Genomic DNA, 25,072 nt, shown 5'->3' with positions numbered 1-25,072 from the left:
TCCTTGACACGGGGCGGCCAAATCAGCAGAATAGCGCCCCTCGAAACGATGGCTAGGTAGCTCAGCTGGTTAGAGCACAGCACTCATAATGCTGGGGTCGGCGGTTCAAGTCCGCCCCTAGCTACCATCTTCAAACAAAAAAGGCTCACCCTCGGGTGGGCCTTTTTTGTTTGATGTTGTGTCGCTGCCGGGCGACGCAGAACCGCCCACCCCCGTTCATGATGAAGAGTCAAATTGCGGCCGAGCAATTTGGACAAGCTGCTTTTGCCCTCCTCCCCCGTTAATGACGAAGAACAGCCTCCAGGTAAACCGTTCCATTGCTTGCCGGCAACAGGGCGTTTATTCTCCCTGTTAGCGGCCAGATCACCAGGAACCGTGATCGATCCGAGTTTCATTCATTACCGCAGCAACAGACAGGACGCCCAATGCAGGCCAAATCAAGGAAACGAATACTTCCCATTGTCATACTAGGGGTGGTTATTATCATCGTGGCCGCACTGATACTCTCAGAGCCAAAACCTGAAAAACGCAATGCAAACACAGACCCCAAGATCAGTGTTGAAGCGATCGAAATCCAGAGATCAAGCATTACGCCTAGAGTATTGTCCTACGGATTGGTGGAACCCCGCACCCGAAGCAAGTTGGTGGCGCAGGTGAGCGGTCGCGTGGAGCATGTCTCTGAGCGCTTCAGGGACGGCGGCTTCTTCCGCAAGGGTGAACTGCTGCTGCAGATAGATGCGACAGACTACGAAATTGCGGTGGATATTGCGCAAGCGAGCCTGGCCGAGGCGGAACAACGCCTGGCTGAGGAATACGCCCAGGCGGAGCAGGCGCGGGCCGACTGGGAGCGCCTGGGCAACAACACAACCGCCAAGCCCCTGGTCATGCGCGAACCGCAGCTAAAAGCGGCCCAGGCCAATGTAAGCTCGGCCAAGGCGCTGTTAAGGAAAGCGAAAGTTGATCTGGCACGGACATCCATTCGAGCCCCCTTTGATGGACGGGTACTCTCAACCAGCGTTGATCTCGGCCAGGTAGCTTCCAACAATACGGTGCTGGGAGAAATCTATGCGACGGATGCGGTTGAGATTCGCCTACCGATAAAAAATAACGACTTGCAGCTACTGGATCTGCCAGAAGCCTACCGTCACCAGGAGCACAGCCCCGCAAGCATGCCATCGGTGCGGATCGGTTCGGAGTTGGCCAGGCAAGAGGTCTGGCAGGGCAACATTATCCGCACCGCCAGCTCCATTGACGACAGCAGTCGCCAGCTGTATGTGGTGGCCCGGATCGACGACCCCTTTGGCAAAAAAGCTGAGGGCCGCTTCCCGCTCAAGATTGGTCAGTATGTGACTGCCGAAATAGATGGCATCACGCTGGATTCTGCCATCAGCATACCCAACAAGGCTATTTACCAGGGCTCTTATGTGTACCTCTACCGAGAGGGCGCGGTCTACCGCACACCTATTGATATAAGCTGGCAAAATGGCGAAGTAGCCATCATCTCGGCAGGCATCAGTCCGGGGGATCAATTAGTGGTATCGCCACTGGGGCAGGTAGCTTCGGGGACGCTGGTGAAATTGACCCGCGATGAAGGTCAAACCGCGGCGGGAAAAGTGAACCGAAAAACAGCTGAAGATTACGATGCCGGCAGGGATGGAGTGGCCGACCAGGGCAAAGGGAAAAAAGGAGCGGCAATATGATCGCCTGGTTTGCAAGGAATGATGTGGCGGCCAATCTGTTGATGATTACCATAGCGCTGCTGGGCTTGTATTCACTGACCCACTGGATAGCGCTGGAATATTTTCCGGAGTTTGAGAGTCGCGAAATCAGCGTGCGGGTCACGCTGCGCGGCGCGACACCGGAAGATGCCGAACTGGGCCTGGCAACAAGAATTGAAGAGGCGATAAAAGACCTGCAAGGCATCAAGGAATACAGCAGCGTATCTGCCGAAGGGGGTACAGCGGTCAGAATCCAGGCGGAAGAAGGTTATGACGCCCGCTTGTTGCTGGATGATGTAAAAAGCCGTGTCGATTCGATCAATACTTTTCCGGTGGGCGCTGAACGCCCTGTTATTTCCCTGGCGCAGCGCCGTCGAGCCGCCATCACCTTAACCATTGCCGGCGATGTTTCGGAGCTGGAAATGCGGGAGCTGGGTGAACAACTGCAGCAGGATATCCTGCAATTGCCCAACATTACGCAAGCGGATATCGAGGGCGTGCGTGACTACGAAGTGGCCATCGAATTGCGACAGGATCGCCTGCGGGAATTCAACCTTACCCTGAGCGAGGTTGCCGAGGCGATATCGCAAAGCTCGCTGGATCTTTCCGGCGGCAATATTTCAGCCCTCGGAGGGGACGTGCTGATTCGCTCCAAAGGGCAGGCCTACCGGCGCGACGATTTCGAAGAAATCGTTATCAAAAGCAACCCCAACGGCACCCTGTTGCGGCTGGGGGATATTGCCACGGTTACCGACGGCTTCGAGGAAAAGGCCGTGCGCACGCGCTTTAATGGTCGCCTCGCGGCCATCGTTGATGTGTTCAGCGTGGGCGACCAGAGTGTGATCGAGGTTGCTGACAAGGTGAAGGCGTATGTGGAGAAGCGCCGGGAAACACTGAGTGACAATATCGAACTGCACTATTGGAACGACAAATCGGTCGTTATCAAGAAACGCATCAACACCCTCGCCAGCAACGCGATTCAAGGCGGTGTCCTGGTCATCATATTACTCTCATTATTCTTGCGGCCGGCGGTTGCGATCTGGGTATTTGTCGGCATTCCCATCAGCTTTTGTGGTGCCTGGCTGCTGATGCCAATACTGGGGGTTAGCCTCAATATGATCAGCCTGTTCGGGTTCATTATTGTGCTGGGCATCGTCGTTGATGATGCCATTGTCACCGGTGAAAACGTTTACAGCCATCTGCAAAAGTCGGAGTCCGGGTTACAGGCAGCCATCAATGGCACCACTGAAGTGGCGGTACCGGTTACCTTTGGCGTACTCACCACCATCGTTGCTTTTACTCCACTGTTGTTTATGGAGGGGCAACGGGGGCCCATATTTGCCCAGATACCGCTTATCGTTATCCCGGTACTGCTGTTTTCCCTGATCGAATCAAAGCTTGTATTGCCCTCGCACCTGAAACATATCAAAGTTGGCCAGGAAAAAAATCTCAACCAACTGCAGCAGTGGCAGCGCAATTTTGCCGACGGGTTTGAGCGTGCAATCTTGAAATACTATCAGCCGCTGCTGGTCTTGTGTGTGCGCAACAAAATGACTACGGTTGTCATCTTTGCGGGCCTGCTGGCCGTGATCGTTACCGCCATTTTTACTGGCCACACCCGCTATACTTTTTTCCCCAGAATACCCAGTGAAACGGTGCGACTGGACCTGACCATGCCCACCGGCACGCCGTTTGAAGTGACCGACACCCATATGGAGAGGGTGTTGTTGGCAGCCCGGGAATTACAGGAAAAATACACCGATAAAGAAACCGGCGTGAGTATCATTAGCGATATTCTTACCCGCACCGGTGGCAGGGGCGGCGTTGCGCATTCCGGTTCAGCGCGGTTTGAACTTGCACCCACCGAAAAGCGTGTCATCAATGTCAGCAGCCTGACCCTGGCGAAGGAGTGGCGCGAGAAAATTGGTCCGATTCCGGGCGCTGAGAATATGGCGTTTCGAGCTGAGTCCGGTCGATCCAGCGACCCGATAGATATTGAATTGCGCGCCGAGCGTTTTGAAGTACTGCAGCAACTTGCCAATGACATTAAACAGCAACTGGCGACTTACGATGGCGTGTTTGATATTCACGACAGCCTGTCGAAAGGCAAGGAAGAGCTGCGTATAGACCTCAAGCCTGAGGCACACCTGCTGGGCATTACCCGCTCCGATGTTATTCGCCAGGTACGGCAAGCGTTTTTTGGTGTGGAGGCGCAACGTATTCAACGGGGGCGCAACGACATACGGGTAATGGTCCGCTTCCCCATGAGTGAACGCAACTCCGCGGCTTATCTCAATGACATGTTGATTAGCAATGGCGAGGGCAAACAAATCCCGCTTGCCCAGATTGCCACCTTAACACCCGCTATTAGCCCCACTGAGATCAGGCGTGTGGATGGCTACCGGGTGGTCAATGTGCGCGCGGATGTGGAAAAGAACAGGGTCAATATGACGGCTCTGACGGCGGATTTACAGCAGTTTCTGCAAGCCGAAGTGGCGAAGCATCCCGGTGTAACTTATGCCATGGGTGGTGAGCAAGAGGAACAGGCCGAATCCATGCTCAGCCTGTTATATGGCCTTGGTGCAGTACTGTTTGTCATCTACTGCCTGCTGGCAATACCCTTTAAATCCTACAAGCAGCCTTTTATCGTAATCTCGATCATTCCCTTCGGGATTATTGGGGCGATGATTGGCCACTGGCTAATGGGCATGAACCTGACCATCATGAGCCTGCTTGGAATGCTGGCACTTATGGGCGTGCTGGTGAATGACTCGCTGGTACTGGTCGACTATATCAACAAAAAATGCGCAGCCGGTGCAGAGGTGTTGGATGCCGTCCTCACTGCCGGAGCAGCGCGCTTCCGCCCGGTGATGTTAACCTCCCTAACCACCTTTTTCGGCTTGCTACCCCTACTCTTCGAAAAAGAAACCCAGGCCCAGTTTTTGATCCCAATGGCCATATCGCTGGGCTTCGGCATTATCTTTACCACCTTTGTCACCCTGCTGCTGGTGCCGGTCAACTACCTGCTATTCCACGGCACGCAAACCCCCGAAAGGGGACGGAGGGATTATTTATTAACCAGTTAAACCTGCCTCAAGCCCCCTCAAAAGGGGACGGAGGGATTATTTATTAACCAGACAAACCTGCCTCCTGCCGGCTTTTACCAGCAAGGCGACAGGTAGTGCATCATCAACTCAGCTTGCGGCGCTGCGCAATCGGGCGCTCAGGGAGATCAGAGAAATCAAGAACTGATCAAATTTTAATCCCTCCGTCCCCTTTTCCGGCTAGAACCGATAGCGAGCCCCCAGGGTCAGGTTGCGACCCGCTTCAGGGGCGACATCGCGCAAATAGGAGCTGGCGTTGCGGATGTCCTCGTCGAGCAGATTGCCGGCATTGGCAAACACGGTGATCTCTTGCAAGTGCCAGGTAAGATGGGCATCGACACGGGTCCAGCCAGCGGTGGGCAGCTCGTTGTCGCCCGGGTGGTCCTGGCGACTGGCGCGGGTTGCGCGCAGGCCAGCCTGCCACTGATCAGTCGTGTAGTTGACCTCGGCACCGATACGCCGCGGTGTGATGCGCGGCACATCGGCGCCATCATCGAGTTCAGCCCGCACCGTATCGGCAAATAAACGCAGCTCCCAGGCCTCGGTAACCGGCACGCCGAGCTGGGCCTCCAGGCCTTTAAACACAGCACCCTGCTGGGTATAGACGTAGATGGGCAGGCCGCTCTCGGTATCGATCATGGCGCTGTTACTTTTATAAATGAAATCACTGATGTCGTTATAGAAGGCATTTACCTCCAGTTCGACGGCACCCTGATAGCGATAACCGATCTCCCAATTGACGCTGGTTTCCGGGTCCAGTGCGGCGTTACCGAGATCGACACTGCTGGTGGCCAGATGAGCGCCATCAGAATACAGCTCTTCAATACTCGGCGCGCGCTGGGCACGGTTCAGCGACAGGTTCAGGCGCTGGTTTTCACTGAGACGGTACTGGCCGGCCGCGAACAGGCTGGAGGTGCTGTGATCGACGCTTTTCTGCTGCTGCGGGTCAATGTCCTGGTATTCCGCGCGGGCACCCAGTTCCAGCGCCAGATTGCCAAAAGAGCGGCCTTCAATCGCGAACACCCCGACGCTGGTGATGTCCGATTGGGGGATAAAAGCCTCTTCACCGATAGCACCAAAATCCCGATCCAGCCACTGGATACCAACCACGCCCTGCCAGCCGGCAAAGGGATTGTGAAGCAGCTCGATACGGCCCTCCGCGGCTTGGCTGGCAAACACCGTACCCGGATCGCCGTCTTCCAACTCGGTGTGTTGATAGTCCACGTAGCCAAGCCGCAGCCGCGCCAGTTCAAACCCCGGCAAGGGCGAACCCAGCTCACCTTTAACATCGTAGCGGGTTTGGCGCATGGCAATCTGTACGTATTCAGCGTCCTCTTCGCTGCGCGGCGGGATACCGTACAGGTTTTCGCTGTAGTTGACGCTGGCACCGATAAAGCCGCGCTGGCCAATCCAGCTGCCGCCCGCACTGCCAGCCGTGCTGAGGCTGTCGCTGTTGGCAATATAGCCGTCGCTGGTCAATTCCGGATCGGCCTCGCCGTCGGCGCGCCCGGGAATCTCAATATCATTACTGTCGCGATAGAGCCCATCCATATGCCAGCCAAATTGACCAATGGCGCCGTCGAGGCGTATCACGCTGGCGCTTTCATCACTGCTACTGCTATGTCGGGTTTCGATGGCGCCGGAAAACTGCTGCGGCAGGCTGCGGGGCACACGGCTGTCGATAATATTGATAACCCCGCCAATGGCGCCACTGCCAAAGCGCAGGGTTTGCGGGCCGCGCAAGATTTCGATGCCATCCGCCAGCAGTGGCTCCACGGCGTTGGCGTGATCACCGGAAGCGTTGGCGGCATCGAGAGTGTCAAGGTTGTCCTGCATAACCTTGACCCGGTTGGCACTCTGCCCCCGAATTACCGGGCTGCCCACGCCCGGGCCAAATGAAGCGGAGCTGACCCCCACCTGGCCCTGCAGGGTTGCCCCCAGGGTGGCGCTGGCCTGGCGCTGCAGGGCATCGCCACTGAGCACACTGACCGGGTGCGGGTTATCGGATACAGACTGGTTTAGAGGTGAAGCGCTGACAACAACTTCTTCAGTGATGCGGCGGTCTTCAGCAGACCAGCTATTGTTAGTAATTATGGCAGCAGCCAGTGGCAACAATGCCACTGGCAAGGGACGATAAAACGAATGCATACATTTCTCACAGCGGACGCCGTCGACGCACACGCGACAGCGGAAATTACTTTATGGCACCGCTCAGAATGCGCTGCGGTCGCGCGCAGCTAACAACTAATAGGGGTGCCCTTTGGGTCAGGGTATTTTCTGATGTCAGTGCTGGAGAGTGGGCGGGGCGCGAATACTGAATGCCCGCGGAGTGTTACTGAAGTGATATTTGAGTGGGGCGACCAGAGCGGGCTCGCCACCCGTAATGACAGGCGGCAGGCGCGTATTACCGCTGGCGACAGCATGCCCGGTACTTTGCAGGCAAATGGCACAGTCGCTGCTGCTATCGCCACCCCCATGTACATGCCCAGCGTCCAGGGTTATCGACAATAGCAGCACCGCCAGCAGGCACAAGACTGCTGAGCGTAAACGGGCGGCTGGACGTCGGGATAACATGGGGTAGCTGGGCTGGCCTGGGTTTAAGAATTTCAACGCACTAACGTTACTATATAACATAACGCCAGAAAAAGGGAATACTCTACTCACCCCCCAAAAAAAGGGGACGGAGGGGAATGGTACTTACTTTAGACTGTCAGCCGCGCGAAGGCGGGTCTATCAACGGCTGCCCGGCCACTCGCGAGCTGGTCGATGTCATTCCCGCGCAGGCGGGATCCAGCGTTTCAGGACACATATAACGCAGGCCCCTGAATTCCCGCCTGCGCGGGAATGACAAGCTGGATCTTTCGCAACTTAAGTAAGTGCCATTCAGGACGAAGGGATTATTTTTTAACCAGCCCAACCTGGCTCAAACTCCCCTGCCAGGGTTCGCCTGCTCGGGAGCTGAGCTGCACAACATCAACTCAGCTTCCGACTCGAAGTAAGCGCAAGCCCTGCCCGATCAGGAGTTGGTCAAATTTTAATCCCTCCGTCCCCATTTTCGCGGCTGCGGTAGCCGGTTTAAATCTTAACCAGGCACTTACCCAGACTATTGCCTTCGAGCATATCGACAAAGGCCTGCCCTGCCGACTCGACGCCCTCGGAGATATTAACGGGGCTGACCAGCTGGTCAGCCTTGAGCAAGCCGGCAAGGTAGTCGAGTGCCTCCGGGTAGCGCTCGGTGTAATCCGAAAACATAAAGCCTTCGGCCCTGGCTCGCTTGGTGATCAGCTGCCACATATTGGCAACGCCCTCATGGCCATCCACTTTGTCGTACTGGGAGATCGCACCGCACAGCACCACGCGAGCGTTTTCCGCGAGGTGGCCGAGCAGCGTGCCGAGCATGCTGCCACCGACATTGTCAAAGACGATGTCGGCGCCATCCGGGGCGGCGAGCTGCAACTGTTCGGCCAGGGGGGCGCCGCTCTTGTAATCAATCACCTTGTCGTAACTCAGGGTATCGAGTAACCAGCGGCATTTGGTTTCGCCACCGGCGATACCAATCGTGCTGCAGCCTTGCGCCCTGGCGATTTGGCCGGCAATGGCTCCAACGCCACCGGCCGCCGCGTTGATCACAAAAACATCCCCGGCCCTGGGCTTACCGATTTCCATCAACCCGAAATAGGCGGTAATTCCGGCCGGCCCAAGACTGCACAGGTACTCGTGCAGCGGCACCTCCGGATCCGGCTCGATAATGCTCATCAGGTCAGAGCCATCGGCCACACTGAATTGCTCCCAGGCAGTTCGCCCCACAACCACGCTGCCCACCGGGTACTGGGGATGGCGCGATTCTTCCACCTGACCGAGGATGATACTCTGTACCGGCTCACCCAGCGGCATCGAAGACAGGTAGTTGTCGTCAGACCCCTCGTTCATCCACTGGCGAAAACCGGCGTCCAGGGAGAAGTACAGGTTGCGGATGCGGAACTGGTTCGCCTGCAACGGCGCCAGCGGCTGGGCATCCACAGCAAAGTCGGAGGCCTGCAATTGCTCTGCGGGTCGGCGGGCGAGCAACACCCGTGTGTTCAATTGTGTCATGGGAATATGTCCGTTATCGTCGTTATTACACTGTCCGCGCAATACGGCTGGAGACCAACCGTTGCACCTGGTGGCCTATACTGACAGATTAGCACCCACAATAACAAACATTTTTGATTGTTTTATAATCGCCTGCCTCGATCCGATTGGTCGGACGAGCAATATGCCACTGTCTACCGGTGACAGATGCCAGCCAGGCAGCACTCACGCCCCCAAATATAAAAGCAATCAAGATTGACTTTTTTATTTGGTTTGGTTAGTTTAGTCGTCAAACTGATATTGTGCCGCAATGCCTCCACGGCTGATCAGCACAGTAACCATAACAAATGGCGAGACCCTCGATATGCAAAAACTGCACGCGCACCATGACTTCAATACACCCCGAGCCAATGTCTGGGCGCTACTGGTCGACTTCGGCAATATAGAGCGCTGGTGGCCTGCCGACTCCATTGTCGACATTGATCATGTGGATATAGAAGGCGATGGTATCGGCATGATTCGCCACATATACAATGTCGGCTTTGAGTCCGCCGTCAGTGAGCGCCTCGACTATTTGGACACCGAGAATCACACCCTCAAACTATCGATCGTCTGTGACCGGCCCGCGGGCCTGCTGCAATACCAGGCAACTGGCAGGCTGGTTGAACTCGACAATGGCGGCTGCCGCCTCAATTACGACTCCGAATTTGTTACCGAGCCGGGCCGGGAAAAGGAGGCCGAAGAATTTTTACAAGGGGCCTATGCCCTGATGTTCCACGGTCTCGATGCCAGCAGCGCCCGCTAGTTGGCCGACTCGCTGCAGCTGGTTTCCATCCACACGCACCCATCAATCATCACAATAAGGAATTACACATGTTAGTTATTTCAGCACGAGTCGAAGTGGCTCCCGCAGACGCCGAAGCCTATATCGCCGGCGCTCAAAAAATCATTGAACCTACTCGCGCCGAGCAAGGCTGCCAGCTCTACGGCCTGGCACGGGACATCAGCGAACCCAACGTGGTGTGGATTTCTGAGCAGTGGGACAGCGAAGCCGACCTCTTCGCCCACCTCAAAACACCGCACATCGCGGAATTCCTGGAACTGACCAGCGCACTCACTGTGATTGATATGAACGCCATCCGCTACGACGTAGCCGCCGCCGGACCGCTGCAAATTCCACAGGACTGAGAGATAGACCAGACAGGAGCCGTAGACCATGTCCATTACAGATAACTACAACCAAATCATCGCCCGCCTGATCGATGACATCGACAACAAAACCACCGACCAGGCTCCGGGCTCCATGCAGGTTCCCACAACTGCCTATACCGATGCCGACATTTGGCAGCGGGAAATGGATCTGATTTTCAAGAAGGTGCCCGTATTCGTGGCACTGACCCAGGAGATCCCCAACCCCGGCGACTACAAAACCATGCAGTTCCTGGACAAGCCCCTGCTCATCACCCGGCTCAAGGACGGCACCGCCAGGGTAATGCTCAATGTCTGCCCCCATCGCGCCATGGCCGTCGCCGACAAACCCTGTGGTAACCAGTCGCGCTTTACCTGTCCCTACCACGGCTGGATGTTCACCAACGACGGCACCCTGCGCGGAGTCGCGGACCAACCCAAATTCGGCGACTTCGACAAGCAGGCCAACGGCTTGCATCAGCTCCCGGTCTACGAACGCTCAGGCATGATATTTACCGTACTGGAAGCCGATGGTGAAGTAGATTTTGACGGCTTTCTCGGCGGCATTATGGAAGATGTGGGCCGCCTCGGCATGGACAAATGGCACTATTGTGGCAAACGGGAAATTTTCGGCGCCAACTGGAAGATCGCCTATGACGGCTATCTGGAGGGGTATCACTTCGCCGCGGCCCACCCGGACACCATTGCCCAGCGAACGTTTTCCAACGTCATGGAGTTCGGTGCCTATGGGCCTCACACCCTGATCTGCTTCCCTCACCTGGCGATCAAGGAAAAACTGGCGGATGTGCCGCCGGATGAATATCACCAACACGAAAATAATGGCTACGACTGGATACGCACCCTGTTCCCCAATGTCTCCATCTTTGTGGCTCCGGAGATCACCATGATCAGCCAGATCATTCCCGGCCCCAAGCCCAACCAGAACACCACCTACCTGAACTTTATCCATCCGAGCAAACCGGTAGACAATGACGCCGAGCTGGAAACCATGATGGACTGGCTGCGCGATGTGGTCGACACCGAGGACTATCACGTAGGGCTGGCCATACAGAAAGGCCTGGAGGCGCACGCCTTCAACAACGTCACCTTCGGACGCAACGAGCGCGGCAACCAGCTGTTCCACAAATACGTCGACTGGTATTTGGCCAACGACCCCAACGCCGCCAAACCCGAACTGTAAAGTCCGCGGGCACAGCGGCCAGGATAAAAGGTAACCCCATGAGTACTCACGACAACCGTGCCGGGCGCATCAACTGTGTATTGATTGCCGGCGGCATGTGGCACGACATTGACTTTGCCCGCCTTGAACTGCTGAAACTGTTGGCGGAAGACGAGCGCATTCGGGTCAGGGTTTTCGAAGACTATGAAAACCTGCAAGCACTTGAAGAAGCCGATTTTATCGTCTCTTACACCTGCAACGTAGTCCCCTCGCTGGTGGCCCAGGAAGCACTGAAAGCCTGGGTCGAACGAGGTGGCCGCTGGTACGCCCTGCATGGCACCAATTCCATCATTCGGCTGATGTCGAGCGGGCTTTACGGCACCCCGGATTGGGCCCCCCTGTTTGTGGAAACGCTGGGCTCCATGTTTCGCTCACACCCCCCTATCGCCCCCTACACAGTCTCGGTGGCCGACCCCGAGCACCCGCTGGTGCAGGGCATCGAGCCGTTTGAATCAACCGACGAACTGTACCTGATGAGAACCTACGGTGACCTGCACGTCATGCTGGATGCCGAGTTTGGCGGCAAAGCCGAAGGCTTTGAGGAGGACGAGTGGGAGCACGGGCGACACCCGGTTTTCTACACCCACAAGGTCGGCGAGGGCGAGGTCCTGTATCTGACTCTGGGCCACTGCCGTCACCACCACGATATGCAACCGCTGCTCGACTACTGGCCCACCATTGATCGCTGCGCCTGGGATTTACCGGTGTTTTATACCCTGCTGCGACGCGGTATCAAGTGGGCGATTGAACCCATGGACGCCGCCACAGCCACGGCCATGGCAAAAGCCAAAGCGGCGGCCGGGGTTTAACCTTTCCAATTTTACTTTTCACATTTACAAAGCCAAAAAAAAGCGACCACCTTGGTCGCTTTTTTTACTTTCATTGCTTTGGATTTGGTTACTAATTTTAACCCAACCTGACTGAGTGACCAGCATCGGCGGTAACCACCGACCCACTCATATAGCTCGACGCGCCACTGGCCAGCAGCAACAGCGCACCATCCAGTTCCTTCAACTCACCGACGCGTTTCAGCGGCAGCGCCTCCAGGTCCTTCTGGCCCGCCGCGGTGGCGTAGTAGTCGGCCACCATATCGGTCATCAGGTAGCCTGGCGCGAGCGCATTAACCCGTATATTGTGCTCCGCCAGCTCGTGCGCCATGACCCGGGTCAACTGATTGACGGCGGCCTTGGAGGCGCTGTAGTGGGTCAAACCCTTGAAGGAGCTGACCGCACAGATCGACGAAATATTGATGATACTGCCCGGCTTGCCCGCGGCGACCATGCGCTGGGCGGCCTCCTGGCCGAGATGAAAAACGCCGTTAAGGTTGACGTCCACCACGTTGTTCCAGACTGATGGGTCCATCTCCAGGAAGGGCTGCCCGCCGGTGGCGCCGGCATTGGCAACCACGATATCCGGCGTACCGAATTCTTTCTCTGTGGTGTCCAGTGCGGCTTTCACCGACGCCCGATCGGTCACATCCAGCGCAACAGCCAGGGCTTTACCGCCGGCGGCGTTGATACGCTCCGCCAGCGCCTGCAAGCGATCAAGGCGGCGCGCGGCGCACACCACCAGTGCCCCCCGGCCAGCCAGCATCTGCGCCATGTGCTCGCCCAAACCGCTGGACGCACCACTGACAAACGCTACCTTACCTGCAACGGAAAAAAGATTCTCTGACACGTTTATTACCCCTTGTTGTTGTCAGTTTCAGCAGCGCTCATCAAAACTGAATACGTTTGGTAAAACCACCGTCAATCACCACGTTGGTTCCAGTTGTGTAGCCCGACAGCGGGCTCAACAGCAATGCGATCTGCACCCCCACCTCCTCGGCTTTACCCATGCGGCCAGCGGGAATCGCGGCTACGGTGGACTCGTATACTTCCGGCATGGACTGCTTAATCTGATCCCAGGCCCCGCCCTCGATAAAGATCGGGCCCGGGCTAACGCTATTGACCCGAATCCCCAGTGGCGCCAGATCCTGCGCCAGGTTGCCAAAATAATTCAGCAGTGCGGCTTTCATCGCACCGTAGGGTACGGCACCGGCAAACTGTTCCAGCGCGGCAGTAGAAGAAATACTGACGATGGAGCCACAGGCAGATTTCTCCAGGTAAGGCTTCACCGCGTTCACCGCCTTCCAGCTGGCTAACACATCGGCCTCAAAACCGGCGCGCCAGCCCGACTCTTCGGCATCGGCACCACCGGCGCTGACATTGGCGACAAAGCCGTCGACGCCGCCCAGTGTCTCGGCACAAGTCTTGATCCAGCGCTCCAAAGAAGCCGAATCAGTAACATCGACCACTTCGCCGTGCACTTCGACACCCATGGCGCGAAGCTTGTCCGCGGCGGCTTTCACCTCCTCGGCATTACGGGCACAGATACCCAGCTTACAACCTTCCGCCGCCAGCGTTTTTGCCACGGCAAAGCCAATACCCTTGGATGAACCGGTAACCAGAACCACTTTATCTTTTAACTGCAGATCCATAGCGATCACTTCCTCTCTATATTTATGAACAGTAAATAACGACAACCATCAGGATTGAAAATAGCGTGCAAGGTAAGAATCTCTCGATCCGAACATGACACCTATGGCCGCCAGTCGCTTGAAATAATGACCGACACTGAGTTCGTCGGTGGTGCCGATGCCGCCGTGCAACTGGATGGCGTTGTGAGCGACAAAGCGCCCCGCCTTGCCAACCTTGGCCTTGAGGGCGATCAGGCATTGCTGGGCATCGGGCGCACCGCTATCCAGCTTCCAGGCGGTTGCCAGCAACAGCGAGCGGGTCAGCTCCACTTCCATATACATGTCCGCCATGCGGTGGCGCAGTACCTGGAAGCGGGAAATGGGTTGCCCAAACTGTTTGCGCTGTTTGCTGTACTCCACCGTTGCGCTCAACAGGGCATCCATAGCCCCCACGGCTTCCGCGCACACCGCCACGATCGCCCGGCTCATAATCGGCGCAGAAAACTTGTAGGCATCACCGATTCGACCCACGACCGACTCGGCGTCAACTTTGACGTTGTGGAGCTGCAGCTCGCACGCCGAACGACCGTCGTAAGTCTTGTAGTTTTTCCAGCTGAGGCCGGGCGTCTCCCGCTCCAGCAGGAACAGGCTTATTCCCTGGCGCGAATTGGCGGTGGTGCCGCCGGTTCGCGCACTGACCAGGAACAGGTCAGCTTCCGGCCCGTTGACCACCACAGTTTTACTGCCGTTGATCAGGAAGCCGCCACCAAAAGGCTGGGCGGTAGTTTCCACGCGCAGCGGGTCGGCGACGTTGGCACTTTCCAGATAGGCCGGCGCGCCCTGCAATTCGCCGCTGAGCAAGCGGCCCAGGTATTCTTCTCGCACGCTGGGGTGAGCGCCGGCTTCGATCAAGCCGCCCACCAGGACAATGGATTCCAGATAGGGCTCCACCACCAGGTATTTGCCAAATTGCTCGCACAACAACAGGGTTTCCAGGGCGCCGCCGCCGAAACCGCCGGACTCCTCGCGGAACGTCATTGCCAGCCAACCCAGGTCGGCAAATGTCTGCCAGGCTTCCTTGCTGAAACCCTGCTCGCTGTTGACCACCGCCTGGCGGCGCTCAAACGTGTAATTGTCGCGAAGGTATTTCTCGGCGCTGTCGCGCAACATGGTCTGCTCTTCGCTGTATTCAATAAACATGCTAATTTCTGCCTGCTGCTCGAGTTAGTTAGAGGCCCAATACGCGCTTGGCGATAATATCCCGCTGGATTTCAGCAGAGCCGCCATAAATGGTCGCCGCCCGATTGTTGATGTACTCGGCCATGGTGGTCAGGCCGCAGAGCGGGCCGATTACCTCGCCGTCGTAGCCCGGCGTGAGTGCGTCCAGCTGTTTAACCAGCGCGTGATCACCCATGACTTCGAGGCTGAGCTCATTGAAACGCTGGCCGATCTCGGTGCCCATCACCTTGGTCAGCGACGACAGCGCGCCGGGATTACCGCCCGCCTGCAGGTCGCCCTTGATGCGCAACTCGGTAAATTCAAGCGCCAGGGCATCCACCGCGACATCGGCAAACTTGGCACGAAATACCGGGTTGTTGATCCACAGGTTGTGGTCGGGGCCGTATTGCGAGTTGGCCTGACGCATGATTTTGGCCATTTGCTTCTTGTGATCGATGGTGAAGTTGTGACCTCCACGCTCGAACTCAAGCAGGTACTTGGCCACTTCCCAGCCCTGGTTCTCAGCACCGACGAGGTTGGCAGCCGGCACCCGCACGTCTTCAAAAAACACCTGGCACTGCTCGACTGTGCCGTCGAGCCCGACAATCGGATCCACCGTCAAACCTCGGGCATCCATATCCACCAGGATAAAACTGATACCGGCTTGCGGCGGGCCTTCTTTTGAGGTCCGCACCAGGCAAAAAATGCGATTGGAGTGCTGCGCGTAACTGGTCCAGATCTTGGAACCGTTAATCACGTAGTCGTCGCCGTCGCGCACTGCCGAGGTCGTCAATGAGGCGAGATCCGAGCCGGCACCCGGCTCGGAATAGCCCTGGCACCAGACATCTTCGCCGGACAAAATGCGCGGCAGGTAATAGTTCTTTTGCTCTTCGGTGCCGTAATGAATCAACATCGGCCCGAGCATCTGCAGCCCCATGGGCAACAACGCGGGGGCGTTGGCCAGCTTGCACTCTTCCTGGAAAATATAACGCTGGTTCAGGGACCAACCGGTGCCGCCATAGGCCTCTGGCCAATCGGGTGCGATCCAGCCGCGGGCGTGTAAAATTTTGTGCCAGGCCATGGTCGCATCGAAATCGGCAAACACACTGGTCATCAATTCCCCGGCGCGCCTGATCTCTTTGGTCAGGGCCTGTTCGAGAAAGGCGCGGACTTCACCGCGAAACTCTTCATCACTCATAACGATTCTCTGCCATTTTACTCACTGCCATCGATTAAACAGTCTAACCTGTTTTTATTTATTTGTCATCAGCAGTGGGGCATTTTAAAATTGGTGTCCGCTGCGGCGCCGGCCCTGTCACGCCGTCATCAGGTTTCCAGCAGGGCTTTAATTTGCTGACGCAGAATATCCTTGCGCACCTTGCCCGACGCGGTTTTTTGCAGTTCTTCCACCTGCTCAACACGCTCCGGCCATTTTTGTCGGGCCAGGCCCCGCTGCTCCAGAAACGGGCGCAATTGCGCCAGGGACAACGGCGCCTGGTCACGGGTAACCACAAACGCACAAACACCTTCGCCCAGCCGCTCGTGGGGCATGGAAACAACCGCCACTTCATTGATCAGTTCGTGCTGGTGCAACACATCTTCAATCTCCCGCGCCGACAGGTTTTCGCCGCCGCGAATAATGATGTCCTTCTTGCGATCGGTAATTACAATTGCCCGCTCGGGGGTGATATGGCCGATATCGCCGGTGTGAAAATAGCCGTTGGCGTCAACCGCCTCACGGGTCTGCTCCTCTTCACCATAACCCAGCATCATCGCCGGCCCCTTGACCAACAATTCACCGTCCTCACCCGCAGCCACTGGCTTGCCGTCGTCATCGACGACCACAACATCCCAGTTGTGGATGCGACCGTCGGTGGTCCCTGCCAGCAACTCCTCCTCGGGTTTGATAAAGCCGACGGTAACCAGTGGCGCCTCGGTGCAACCGTAAACCCGGAATGCGCGACAGTTTTCCAATACTCGATGGGCACGCTGGATCAATGTGGGTGGCACCGAGGCACCACCACAGGCGAAAAAGCGCAGCGATGGCAGGCGCAGGGACTCCCGCTCCGCCTTGTCCACCAGTTCCTGCAGGAAAGGCGTTGCACTGACACACCCGGTGGCCTTGACCCTGGCAATGTATGCCACCGCCTGATCCACATCCCAGCGCTCCATAAACGCCGTCTTGCAGCCGGATAAGAACGGCAATTCGATACCGTTGGCAAAGCCGGTGACGTGTGTGACCGGCGAGGGCATCAGCATGACATCGCCCTCACCCAAGCCCCAGCCCTCGACGCCGTTGTCTATGGCCCGTGCCAGAGAGTTGTGACTATGCCGCACCGCTTTGGCACGACCGGTGGTACCGGACGTGTACATAATCAATTTAACACTGTCCCCGGCTATTGCTTGCCGCGCAGGCGCCGCCGATGGATCCGCCTGTATCAGCGCCTCATAAGCCAGTGTGCCGTCGCGCTTTTCTTCATCGCGCACGGTCACCACAAACTCCAGCTCCGGCAACTGCGGCTGCAGCCGCTGAATCATCGCCGGGTAGTCGAATTTGCGATAGGTGCCGGGAATAAACAGGCAGCGAGCACGACTGTCAGCGAGAATAAATGCCAGCTCGCGATCCCGGTAAATAGGAATTACCGGGTTGACCACCAAACCCAGCCAGGTGGCGGCAATATCCAGAGCCACAGTTTCACGCCAGTTCGGCAATTGAAAACTGACCACGTCACCGGCCTTTAGGCCGAGATCGGCAAGTGACGCCGCCAGCGACATCGCCTCAGTAAAAATACTGCCGTAGCGAATTGGCTCGGCGTCCTCCAGGTAGATGGCGATGTCATCAGGGCGTGTCGCGGCCAGGGCTGCGGCGTATTCGGCCAGGCTTTTATTGCGTAATTTGGTCATAGGTTCAGGCATTCAGGTTGTGGAGAAGACTGTTCTTATGTTGCTTGCGGCCGTCACCGCTACACCACTACGTTAACCCAAACCATAAAAACATACAATATTGTTTTTTTAGTATATTCGGTATAGAGTAGCGTTATCCAAGGAATGCTCGGGCCAACCTGCCTTCAATAGGGCCGCAAGCCTATGGCATACAACACTTTGCGCGGAGAAAAAGGAATGCCGTCTAAAAAACGAATAAGTATAAATGAAGCCGGCTGGCTAATGATGGATTCCAGCCAGCGCCCCATGCACGTTGCCACCTTGTTAATTTACTCGCTGCCAGACAAGGCGGCGGAAAATTACCTCTCCCAACTGGTGCAAGACTTGCGTGAGGAGGCCGAGTTTTCCGATCCTTTCAACAAACGCCTGATCAAACCCTCCCCCCTGGGCTTGCTTCCCCTCTGGAAAATCGATTCAGACCTCGACATGGAATACCATGTACGCCACCTGGCCCTGCCGCGTCCCGGCGGCGAACGGGAACTGGGCATGCTGGTATCCCGCCTGCACAGCAATCCCATGGACAAGGAGCGCCCACTGTGGGAATACCACGTCATCGAGGGGCTGGAAAACAATCGCTTCGCGGTCTATTTCAAAATGCATCACGCCCTGGTCGACGGCATCGCCGGCATCCGCATGCTGCAACGGTCCATGTCGACCAACCCCGAGGAGATCAATACACCCGCCCTCTGGGCAGCACCGGCCGCCACTGAGAATCAAAATCCACCTGCCGCGAAACACATTGGCAGTGTAGTGAGATCCGGATCCAACCTGGTGTCGAATGCACTGCTGCCCGCGGTCCAGCGGCTCGGGCAGTTGATCGGCGCCTCAATGGATGAAGACGACCCCATTACCCTGCCCTTTCAGACACCGGTCTCCAAGCTCAACGCCCGGATTCACAGTCAACGGCGTTTCGCCACCCAACTGTATGATTTTGAGCGCATTCGCAAGCTATCCAAAGCCGGCGACTGCACCATCAACGATATTATCCTGGCCCTGTGCAGCGGTGCCCTGCGGCGGTTTTTACGCGATCTGTCTGCCCTGCCCGGTGAACCCCTGACCGCCGGTATACCGATGTCACTGCGCGCAGCAGATGACCAGGGTGCCGGGTCCGCAGTGACCTTTTTGATCGCTAACCTGGCCACCAATATTGCCGACCCCCTGCGGCGCCTGAATACCATCAAGGCCTCCACCCGGCGCGCAAAAAGCGTTCTGGATGGCCTGTCCAAGCAATCGATCGATATATTTACCGCGCTGCTGATGTCTCCTTTCTCCCTGCAGGCCGCTACCGGGCTTGAGGGCCGCACACGCCCGGTGTTCAACGTCACCGTTTCCAATGTGCCCGGCCCCAGGGAACCGCTCTACTTCCGCGGCAGCAAGCTCGAAGCCATGTACCCGGTATCGGCCGTGACTCACGGCCAGGCCCTCAACATCACCTGCTACAGTTATGCGGGTACCCTGTCATTCGGATTCGCGGCCTGCCGCGATACACTGCCGCGGGTACAACGGCTGGCGGTGTTTACCGGAGAAGCACTGGAAGAGCTGGAGCGCGCCCTGCTGCCTGAACCCGCGGGCAAAAAGTCCCGCTCAGCCCAGCCTTGACGCGGCAACCTGACACTGTGAAAACCTGCCCCGAGCGCAGCAAAAGACCGCCTCCCCTGGCACTGACGCTGCTGGAGGCTCCGCGCACACTGGCAGAAAAATCGAAACTGTACCTCAGCCGGCCATGGTTAAATCGGCTGCCCAAGGGCGACGGCCACCCCGTGATGGTGATTCCCGGTTTCACCGGGGGTGACGGTTACAACCAGCCGCTGATCAAATTTCTCCAGTGCCAAGGCTATAACGCTGTGGGCTGGAACCGGGGACGAAATTGGGGCCACGGACTGCTGGACCCGGAAATACTTGTCAATCGTGTCAACCAGCTCTACAACCAGTCCGGGCAATCTGTGTCACTGATCGGACACAGTTTGGGCGGAGTCTACGCACGGGAAATCGCCAAGCTGTGGCCCCACGAAGTACGCCAGGTGATTTCTATTGGCAGTCCCATCGGTGGCGGACGGACCTCAGCATCCTACGCCAACTCCCTCTACAAATTGCTCAGCCCACACAACGGGGTCGATGATGACGCCAAGTGGCCGGAGGCGCCGCCCGTGCCCACTACGGCCATCTATTCGCGCACAGATGGCATTATTAACTGGCGAATTGCCCTGCAATCGAACGGGCACGAGCGCACCGAGAATATCGAAGTCTACAGCTGCCACAATGCCATGACGGTCAATGCCGCCGTTTGGTACATCATCAATGACCGCCTCTTACAGCCCCGGGCTGGCTGGCAGCCCTTTACCAGAAAGGGGCTGCGGCGCTTGCTCTTCCCGGCGCCGCGCTGGAGTGCCAGCCGGTCCGGGTAAACAGGAAAGGAGGTTAAGAGGTAAAGGGGTAAACAGATTAACAAGGTAAACCGGCAGCTCAGGCGGACAGATCCGACTCCACTTCCTGCAGGGTGTAAAAACGGCTGGCACTGCGATCAAACAGCTTTTCTTCATCCGCCGCAATTTCGGCGCTAACCTCCGGCTCGGTAAAGCGCCGGTTGGCGGCCTCAAATGCCTGTTGATCCCGGTACCAGATTTCCAGCAGCACATCGTACTCCTGCTCCGCCACCTGACCGGTAATCGGGTCGGCGAACCCCTGCAGGTAGCGGCGCAAGTAACGCACGGCGTAGTCACGCAGATATTTCTCGCCGATGACCCGGTGGTGGGATTCATAGTAGGCGCGAAAATCCTGCGGGCTCATCCCCGCTCGCCGTTTCAGTAAGCCAATGACTTTATACACAGTGAGTCCTCTCCAGTTAATTCAGGGCCCGTTAATTCAAGGCCAGTTAGCTAACATCCCCAAGCCGCCGTTAATGGATGACAACCCCTCGCCCCCTGGGTCAAGCTGTTAATATTTTCCTATATTTTTACCAATTGCTTGCCGAAGTTTGCACCGGCAAACAAGCCGGCAAGCGCCGACGGACAGTGTTCGATCCCCTCAACGATGTGCTCCTTGACCTTGATTTGTCCCGCCTCGACCCATGCTTGCAACTGCTCGATGGCGGGGCCGTAGCGATCGACATAGTCGAGTACGATAAAGCCCTCCATACGCGAGCGGCGAATAACCAGCTGCATATAATTCTTCGGCCCCGGCGGCAACTCACTGGCCTGGTAACCACTGGCAATTCCACCGCACAACACCACCCTGGCATGATTGGCGAGATTGACCAGCGCCGCATCGAGTATCGGGCCGCCAACATTGTCGTAGAACACGTTGATGGCGTTTTTGCACAGGCTGTTCAGGCGCTGGTCGACGGATTCCGATTTGTAGTCGATGGCTGCATCAAAGCCCAGCTCGTCGGTTAGCCACTGGCACTTGGCCTGCCCGCCGGCAATACCGATTACCCGACACCCCAACAGCTTGGCGATCTGCCCGGCGGTAGAACCAGTGGCCCCGGCGGCACCGGAAATCACCACCGTATCCCCGGCCCTGGGCCGGCCGAGCTCCAACAAGCCAAAGTAGGCGGTCAACCCTGTGAGACCATAGATATGGAGCGGATAGGACATGGGAATATTGGCGGCTATCCTGGTCACCGGAAACAGGCCCCTGCCATCACTGATGGCGTATTCCTGCCAGCCAAATCCGCCTTGCAGTCGGTCGCCAACCTGATAATCACTGTGCCGGCTGGCGATCACTTCACCTACCGCCATAGACCGCATCACCTCGCCGATTGCCACCGGAGGAATGTAACTCGGCACGTCATTGAGCCAACCGCGCTGGGCCGGCTCAAAAGAAAGATAGTGGTTGCGCACCAGGAACTCGCCTTCGCGCAAGTCAGGCAGCGGGGATTGCTGCAATTCGAAATTGCGCGGCGAAACAGTGGTCTGTGGGCGCGATGTCAGCACCCAGCGGCGGTTGATAATGTCAGTGGTCATGCAGTGATCCCCTTGTTAACGAATAATCAGGTCTAGGACAAAAAATCGGGCAAAAAAAAGCTGGCAGGGCAAAACCATACCAGCAAAAAAACCAACAGGGAGAAAATATCCAGCCAGCGCTACCAACCCCTACAGGTGATAGCTGCAGGCTTACAACTAACCAAACGTGGGCCCATTATACACAAAAACATAAAAACAGCATAGCTTGTTTTATAAATAGTTCATCTGGTAAATAATTGGCTGTTGGTCACACCGCTGCTGCGCCAGCCCTAGCCGACCGTGCTCAATGCGTAGACCGGATCCTGCCGATCGCGACGGCCGCGGGTGGTCATCAGGGCAAATATCCCCTCGTCCCACTGCGCAGTGCACGGACCCGTGCGGTTAAAGTCGAGCACAAATACCCTGGAGTCGAACTTCCAGCTGCCATCACGGCGCGAGTAGCGATCCAGGTAGCGACCGCCGACCATCTGCTCATATTTCTCGCCGTTATCCACCATGGTGGTCAGCCCCAGGACATAGGATTCACCTGTAGCCGCATCGCCATGGACCTCAAACCACTCGTTGGTAATAACATGCGCACACCTTTCCATGGCCTCATTGGGCGTCGTAAACACCTGACAATATTCCCGGGCAGAACCGCGAAACATGCCGGCATCAGCAGTGGCGTCCGGGTGCCATAGGCTCTCAAGCAGAGCGCGGTCGGCCCGGTCTACGCCGCGCGCATAGGCACAGTTCAATTCGTGCAGCGCCTGCTTGTCGAGCAGCTCCTGCAGCTGCCGCTCGGTCGTTTTACTGGTCATAGGTGTCTCCTGCTAACGTCAGATAACTGAACTGCACTTAAAACCGATAGGCGAGATCCACAGCCACTTCGCGGCGGCCGCCATTGACACCAAAATTCATTACATCCGGCGCATAAAAACCGGACGCACGATATTTCTCATCACTCAGGTTTTTACCCCGCAGCGCCACCGACCACTGCTCATTGGCATCGGCCCAGCGGATACTGGCGTCGAACAGATCCAGTGGGGCAATGGTTCCCACCGGGTGATTGCGCGTATCCGTTTGGCGCTCGCCGGTGTAGGTCCAGACCGCGTTGAAGGTGGTATAGCCACCCAACAACTCCATCTCGTAGGATACACCCAATGAACCCTGGTTGCGCGGAGCGTTGCGCAGGGCAAGGCTGGAGGCGTCTTCCTGGCCATTCGCGGGGTTGCCGTCCAGGTCGAAAAAGAATTCGTCGTACTCGGCGTCCAGGTAGCTGTAGGAGCCGTTGATGGTCAACCCTTGCGCGGGAACCCAAACCACCTCCAGCTCAACGCCCTGGATAATGGCGCTGGCGGCATTTTCCACCCGAGTAACCGGCTGGTTATTCTGGTACACCAACTGGTCTACCTGCAGGTCCTGGTAGTCGTTGTAAAAAATAGCCGCATTGGTGCGCAGGATGCCATTCATCCAGTCCGCCTTGGCACCAATCTCCCAGGTATCGACGATTTCCGGCTGGTAGGGACCAATGTCTTCCGGAAAAGTAATACGGGCGTTGAAACCGCCGGATTTGAAGCCCCGGGCCTGGTAGCCATACAGCATCAGGTCATCGTTCACCTTCCAGTCGGCCCCCAGGCGCCAGCCCAGGTTTTCCCAGTCACTCTTGCCGCCCGCGGTGACAGGTACAAGCGATGCTCCGCTGGCCGCGTCTTGGGTATCGGCGCTCAGGTCAAGTTCCTTCTCCTGCCAGGTATAGCGCAAGCCCGCCTGCACCGTTACCGCGTCGGTAATGTGCCAGTAGCTCTGGGTGAACAGAGACCACGCCTGATCGTCCTGGTCGGGGTCGCTGTAGAGAGCAAAGGGCCCGAATACCGCATCGGAATCCAGTTGCCAGTTCTGGCGGAAATAGAAAATTCCGGCCGTGGATTCAACATTGTCCGCCAGACTGAAATCGGCACGCAATTCTTGCGAAGCCTGCTTGTTGTTGGTAACGCGGTGGGAGACATAGATATCCACCGGGGTGCCATCCTGATCGGTCCATTCGTCCAGTTCAAACTGGCGATAATTACTGATCGACACCAGCTGCACCGCACCCAGATCCCAATTCATGGTCAGGGTGGTGCCATCGATATCGTAGTCTGAAGCATCCCTGGCCTGGGTGGTTTTGAAATGTGGCGCATCATTTATGGATTGGGAGTAGCCGGGCACATACATGGCCATGCCGGGGTCGGCGTGATTCACTACCGGGGGCGAGCCGTTGCGGCCGCGGCCGTATTCGTATTGCAAGGTAGCGTCAAAATTACCCGACGGCGTGAACTTCAGGTAGCCCCGCCCCGACAACACTTCCTGGGAGCCGAGATCTCTGCCAGTGTCGTGGTCTTCGTAGAAGCCATCAAACGACTTGTACATCATCGCCACCCTCGCCGCCAGCGTCTCGCTGATGGGCACGTTGATCATCCCGGCAGCATCGCGACGACCGTAATTGCCGCCGGTTAGCTTGATACTGCCTTCCAGTTCTTCGCTCGGCTGGCGGGTTTTGACATTGACGACACCACCAATGGTATTGGCACCGAACAGGGTGCCCTGCGGCCCGCGCAATACTTCCACTTGCTCAATATCGAACAAATCCAGCAGCGCTGTGGTGTTGCTGCCCTGGTAGACACCATCCAGCACCACCCCGACCGAGGGGTCGATAAAGCCGTCGGCCTCTTGCACGCCTATGCCTCTGATGGTCATGGCAGCGGTCATGCCGACGTTGACCACACTGGACACCACCAGGCTGGGCACCTGGCCACTGATGGCCTTAAGGTCGGTGGCAAAGGTGCGTTCCAGCATATTCCCGGTCAGCGCCGAAACGGCGACCGGGGTATCCTGCAAACTCTCCTCTTTTTTCTGTGCGGTCACAATAACCTCTTCCACCGCAGCACGAATGCGCGGGTTATCCTGCGCAGTTGCCAGCGGCGCTAATAAAGCCAGCGAGATAGCACTGGCCAGCGCGCGGGGTATTAGCCCCGTTGTTTTTGCAATTACGGTACTTTTCGATTGTTTGGCACGCAGTTCTGCTTTCGAGTGATTTTCCACTTTGCAGGTACCAACAGGGAATGAATTCATGACTGCTCCGACTCAATTATTTTAATTTGCTTTTCTTGCTCTGTTTTTTTCTTTTGCTTATTGGCTTAGCGGGGCTA

The 25,072-nt window shown here is 57.0% G+C and carries 20 protein-coding genes and 1 tRNA gene; 10 read left to right on the top strand and 11 right to left on the bottom strand.

Annotated elements, in window-relative coordinates; all coding sequences use genetic code 11:
• Positions 1 to 50: 50 nt before the first annotated feature.
• The 3 genes from G8764_RS18280 to G8764_RS18270 all read left to right on the top strand — a co-directional run bounded on the left by G8764_RS18280 (position 51) and on the right by G8764_RS18270 (position 4,804).
• Positions 51 to 127: transfer RNA gene (locus tag G8764_RS18280), tRNA-Met, on the top strand.
• Between the two features lie 298 nt (positions 128 to 425).
• On the top strand, positions 426 to 1,700 hold the full coding sequence (locus G8764_RS18275; RefSeq protein ID WP_243748899.1) for an efflux RND transporter periplasmic adaptor subunit: 1,275 nt from the start codon (positions 426 to 428) through the stop codon (positions 1,698 to 1,700).
• Complete coding sequence (locus tag G8764_RS18270) at positions 1,697 to 4,804, top strand: efflux RND transporter permease subunit (protein WP_166166316.1); 3,108 nt, start codon at positions 1,697 to 1,699, stop codon at positions 4,802 to 4,804. The genes G8764_RS18275 and G8764_RS18270 overlap by 4 nt, the downstream gene beginning before the upstream one ends.
• A 198-nt stretch (positions 4,805 to 5,002) precedes the next feature.
• On the opposite strand, the gene G8764_RS18265 is transcribed toward G8764_RS18270, so the two are convergent.
• A complete protein-coding gene (locus G8764_RS18265; RefSeq protein ID WP_166166314.1) occupies positions 5,003 to 6,970 on the bottom strand; it encodes a TonB-dependent receptor in 1,968 nt (655 codons plus the stop codon).
• A gap of 192 nt (positions 6,971 to 7,162) precedes the next feature.
• Here G8764_RS18265 and G8764_RS18260 point away from each other — a divergent pair, with 192 nt between their 5' ends.
• Positions 7,163 to 7,333 (top strand): hypothetical protein, encoded by a 171-nt coding sequence (locus G8764_RS18260; protein WP_166166312.1) that lies wholly within the window; start codon positions 7,163 to 7,165, stop codon positions 7,331 to 7,333.
• Positions 7,334 to 7,897: 564 nt separating this feature from the next.
• On the opposite strand, the gene G8764_RS18255 is transcribed toward G8764_RS18260, so the two are convergent.
• Entirely contained in the window at positions 7,898 to 8,914 is a 1,017-nt protein-coding gene (locus G8764_RS18255) for an MDR family NADP-dependent oxidoreductase (RefSeq protein WP_166166310.1), read from the bottom strand.
• Positions 8,915 to 9,257: 343 nt separating this feature from the next.
• On the opposite strand from G8764_RS18255, the gene G8764_RS18250 reads away from it, so the two are divergent.
• From G8764_RS18250 to G8764_RS18235, 4 genes are all read left to right on the top strand, one after another.
• Positions 9,258 to 9,698 (top strand): SRPBCC family protein, encoded by a 441-nt coding sequence (locus G8764_RS18250; protein WP_166166307.1) that lies wholly within the window; start codon positions 9,258 to 9,260, stop codon positions 9,696 to 9,698.
• Between the two features lie 68 nt (positions 9,699 to 9,766).
• Positions 9,767 to 10,081, top strand: a complete 315-nt coding sequence (locus tag G8764_RS18245; protein WP_166166305.1) for a putative quinol monooxygenase — start codon at positions 9,767 to 9,769, stop codon at positions 10,079 to 10,081.
• Between the two features lie 28 nt (positions 10,082 to 10,109).
• Positions 10,110 to 11,282 (top strand): aromatic ring-hydroxylating oxygenase subunit alpha, encoded by a 1,173-nt coding sequence (locus G8764_RS18240; protein ID WP_166166303.1) that lies wholly within the window; start codon positions 10,110 to 10,112, stop codon positions 11,280 to 11,282.
• Between the two features lie 38 nt (positions 11,283 to 11,320).
• The gene (locus G8764_RS18235; RefSeq protein WP_166166301.1) at positions 11,321 to 12,130 is read left to right on the top strand and encodes a ThuA domain-containing protein; all 810 of its coding nucleotides are present in this window, start codon (positions 11,321 to 11,323) and stop codon (positions 12,128 to 12,130) included.
• A gap of 97 nt (positions 12,131 to 12,227) precedes the next feature.
• Here the strand turns inward: G8764_RS18235 and G8764_RS18230 are convergent, their stop codons facing one another.
• The 5 genes from G8764_RS18230 to G8764_RS18210 form a co-directional block, all read right to left on the bottom strand.
• Entirely contained in the window at positions 12,228 to 12,998 is a 771-nt protein-coding gene (locus G8764_RS18230) for an SDR family NAD(P)-dependent oxidoreductase (protein ID WP_166166299.1), read from the bottom strand.
• A gap of 40 nt (positions 12,999 to 13,038) precedes the next feature.
• The gene (locus tag G8764_RS18225) at positions 13,039 to 13,800 is read right to left on the bottom strand and encodes an SDR family NAD(P)-dependent oxidoreductase (protein ID WP_166166297.1); all 762 of its coding nucleotides are present in this window, start codon (positions 13,798 to 13,800) and stop codon (positions 13,039 to 13,041) included.
• Positions 13,801 to 13,848: 48 nt separating this feature from the next.
• Entirely contained in the window at positions 13,849 to 14,979 is a 1,131-nt protein-coding gene (locus G8764_RS18220; protein ID WP_166166295.1) for an acyl-CoA dehydrogenase family protein, read from the bottom strand.
• 28 nt (positions 14,980 to 15,007) lie between these two features.
• A complete protein-coding gene (locus G8764_RS18215) occupies positions 15,008 to 16,195 on the bottom strand; it encodes an acyl-CoA dehydrogenase family protein (protein WP_166166293.1) in 1,188 nt (395 codons plus the stop codon).
• A 128-nt stretch (positions 16,196 to 16,323) separates the two neighbouring features.
• Positions 16,324 to 17,901 carry an AMP-binding protein gene (locus G8764_RS18210; RefSeq protein WP_166166291.1) on the bottom strand — a complete coding sequence of 526 codons (1,578 nt, stop codon included), beginning with the start codon at positions 17,899 to 17,901 and terminating at the stop codon, positions 16,324 to 16,326.
• A gap of 261 nt (positions 17,902 to 18,162) precedes the next feature.
• Here G8764_RS18210 and G8764_RS18205 point away from each other — a divergent pair, with 261 nt between their 5' ends.
• A complete protein-coding gene (locus G8764_RS18205) occupies positions 18,163 to 19,539 on the top strand; it encodes a WS/DGAT/MGAT family O-acyltransferase (RefSeq protein WP_243748887.1) in 1,377 nt (458 codons plus the stop codon).
• A gap of 17 nt (positions 19,540 to 19,556) precedes the next feature.
• Positions 19,557 to 20,345 carry a PGAP1-like alpha/beta domain-containing protein gene (locus tag G8764_RS18200; protein WP_166166287.1) on the top strand — a complete coding sequence of 263 codons (789 nt, stop codon included), beginning with the start codon at positions 19,557 to 19,559 and terminating at the stop codon, positions 20,343 to 20,345.
• Positions 20,346 to 20,403: 58 nt separating this feature from the next.
• Here G8764_RS18200 and G8764_RS18195 read toward each other — a convergent pair whose 3' ends face one another.
• From G8764_RS18195 to G8764_RS18180, 4 genes are all read right to left on the bottom strand, one after another.
• Entirely contained in the window at positions 20,404 to 20,727 is a 324-nt protein-coding gene (locus tag G8764_RS18195; RefSeq protein ID WP_166166285.1) for an EthD domain-containing protein, read from the bottom strand.
• Between the two features lie 158 nt (positions 20,728 to 20,885).
• Complete coding sequence (locus G8764_RS18190; protein ID WP_166166283.1) at positions 20,886 to 21,902, bottom strand: NADP-dependent oxidoreductase; 1,017 nt, start codon at positions 21,900 to 21,902, stop codon at positions 20,886 to 20,888.
• Between the two features lie 269 nt (positions 21,903 to 22,171).
• Positions 22,172 to 22,702: a nuclear transport factor 2 family protein gene (locus tag G8764_RS18185; RefSeq protein WP_166166281.1), complete on the bottom strand. Its 531-nt coding sequence runs from the start codon at positions 22,700 to 22,702 to the stop codon at positions 22,172 to 22,174.
• Between the two features lie 37 nt (positions 22,703 to 22,739).
• The gene (locus G8764_RS18180; protein ID WP_166166279.1) at positions 22,740 to 24,995 is read right to left on the bottom strand and encodes a TonB-dependent receptor; all 2,256 of its coding nucleotides are present in this window, start codon (positions 24,993 to 24,995) and stop codon (positions 22,740 to 22,742) included.
• Positions 24,996 to 25,072 lie beyond the last annotated feature (77 nt).

Source organism: Pseudomaricurvus alcaniphilus (assembly GCF_011440395.1).
Classification (GTDB): domain Bacteria; phylum Pseudomonadota; class Gammaproteobacteria; order Pseudomonadales; family Cellvibrionaceae; genus Pseudomaricurvus; species Pseudomaricurvus alcaniphilus.
This window is presented reverse-complemented; position numbering and strand designations above follow the sequence as displayed.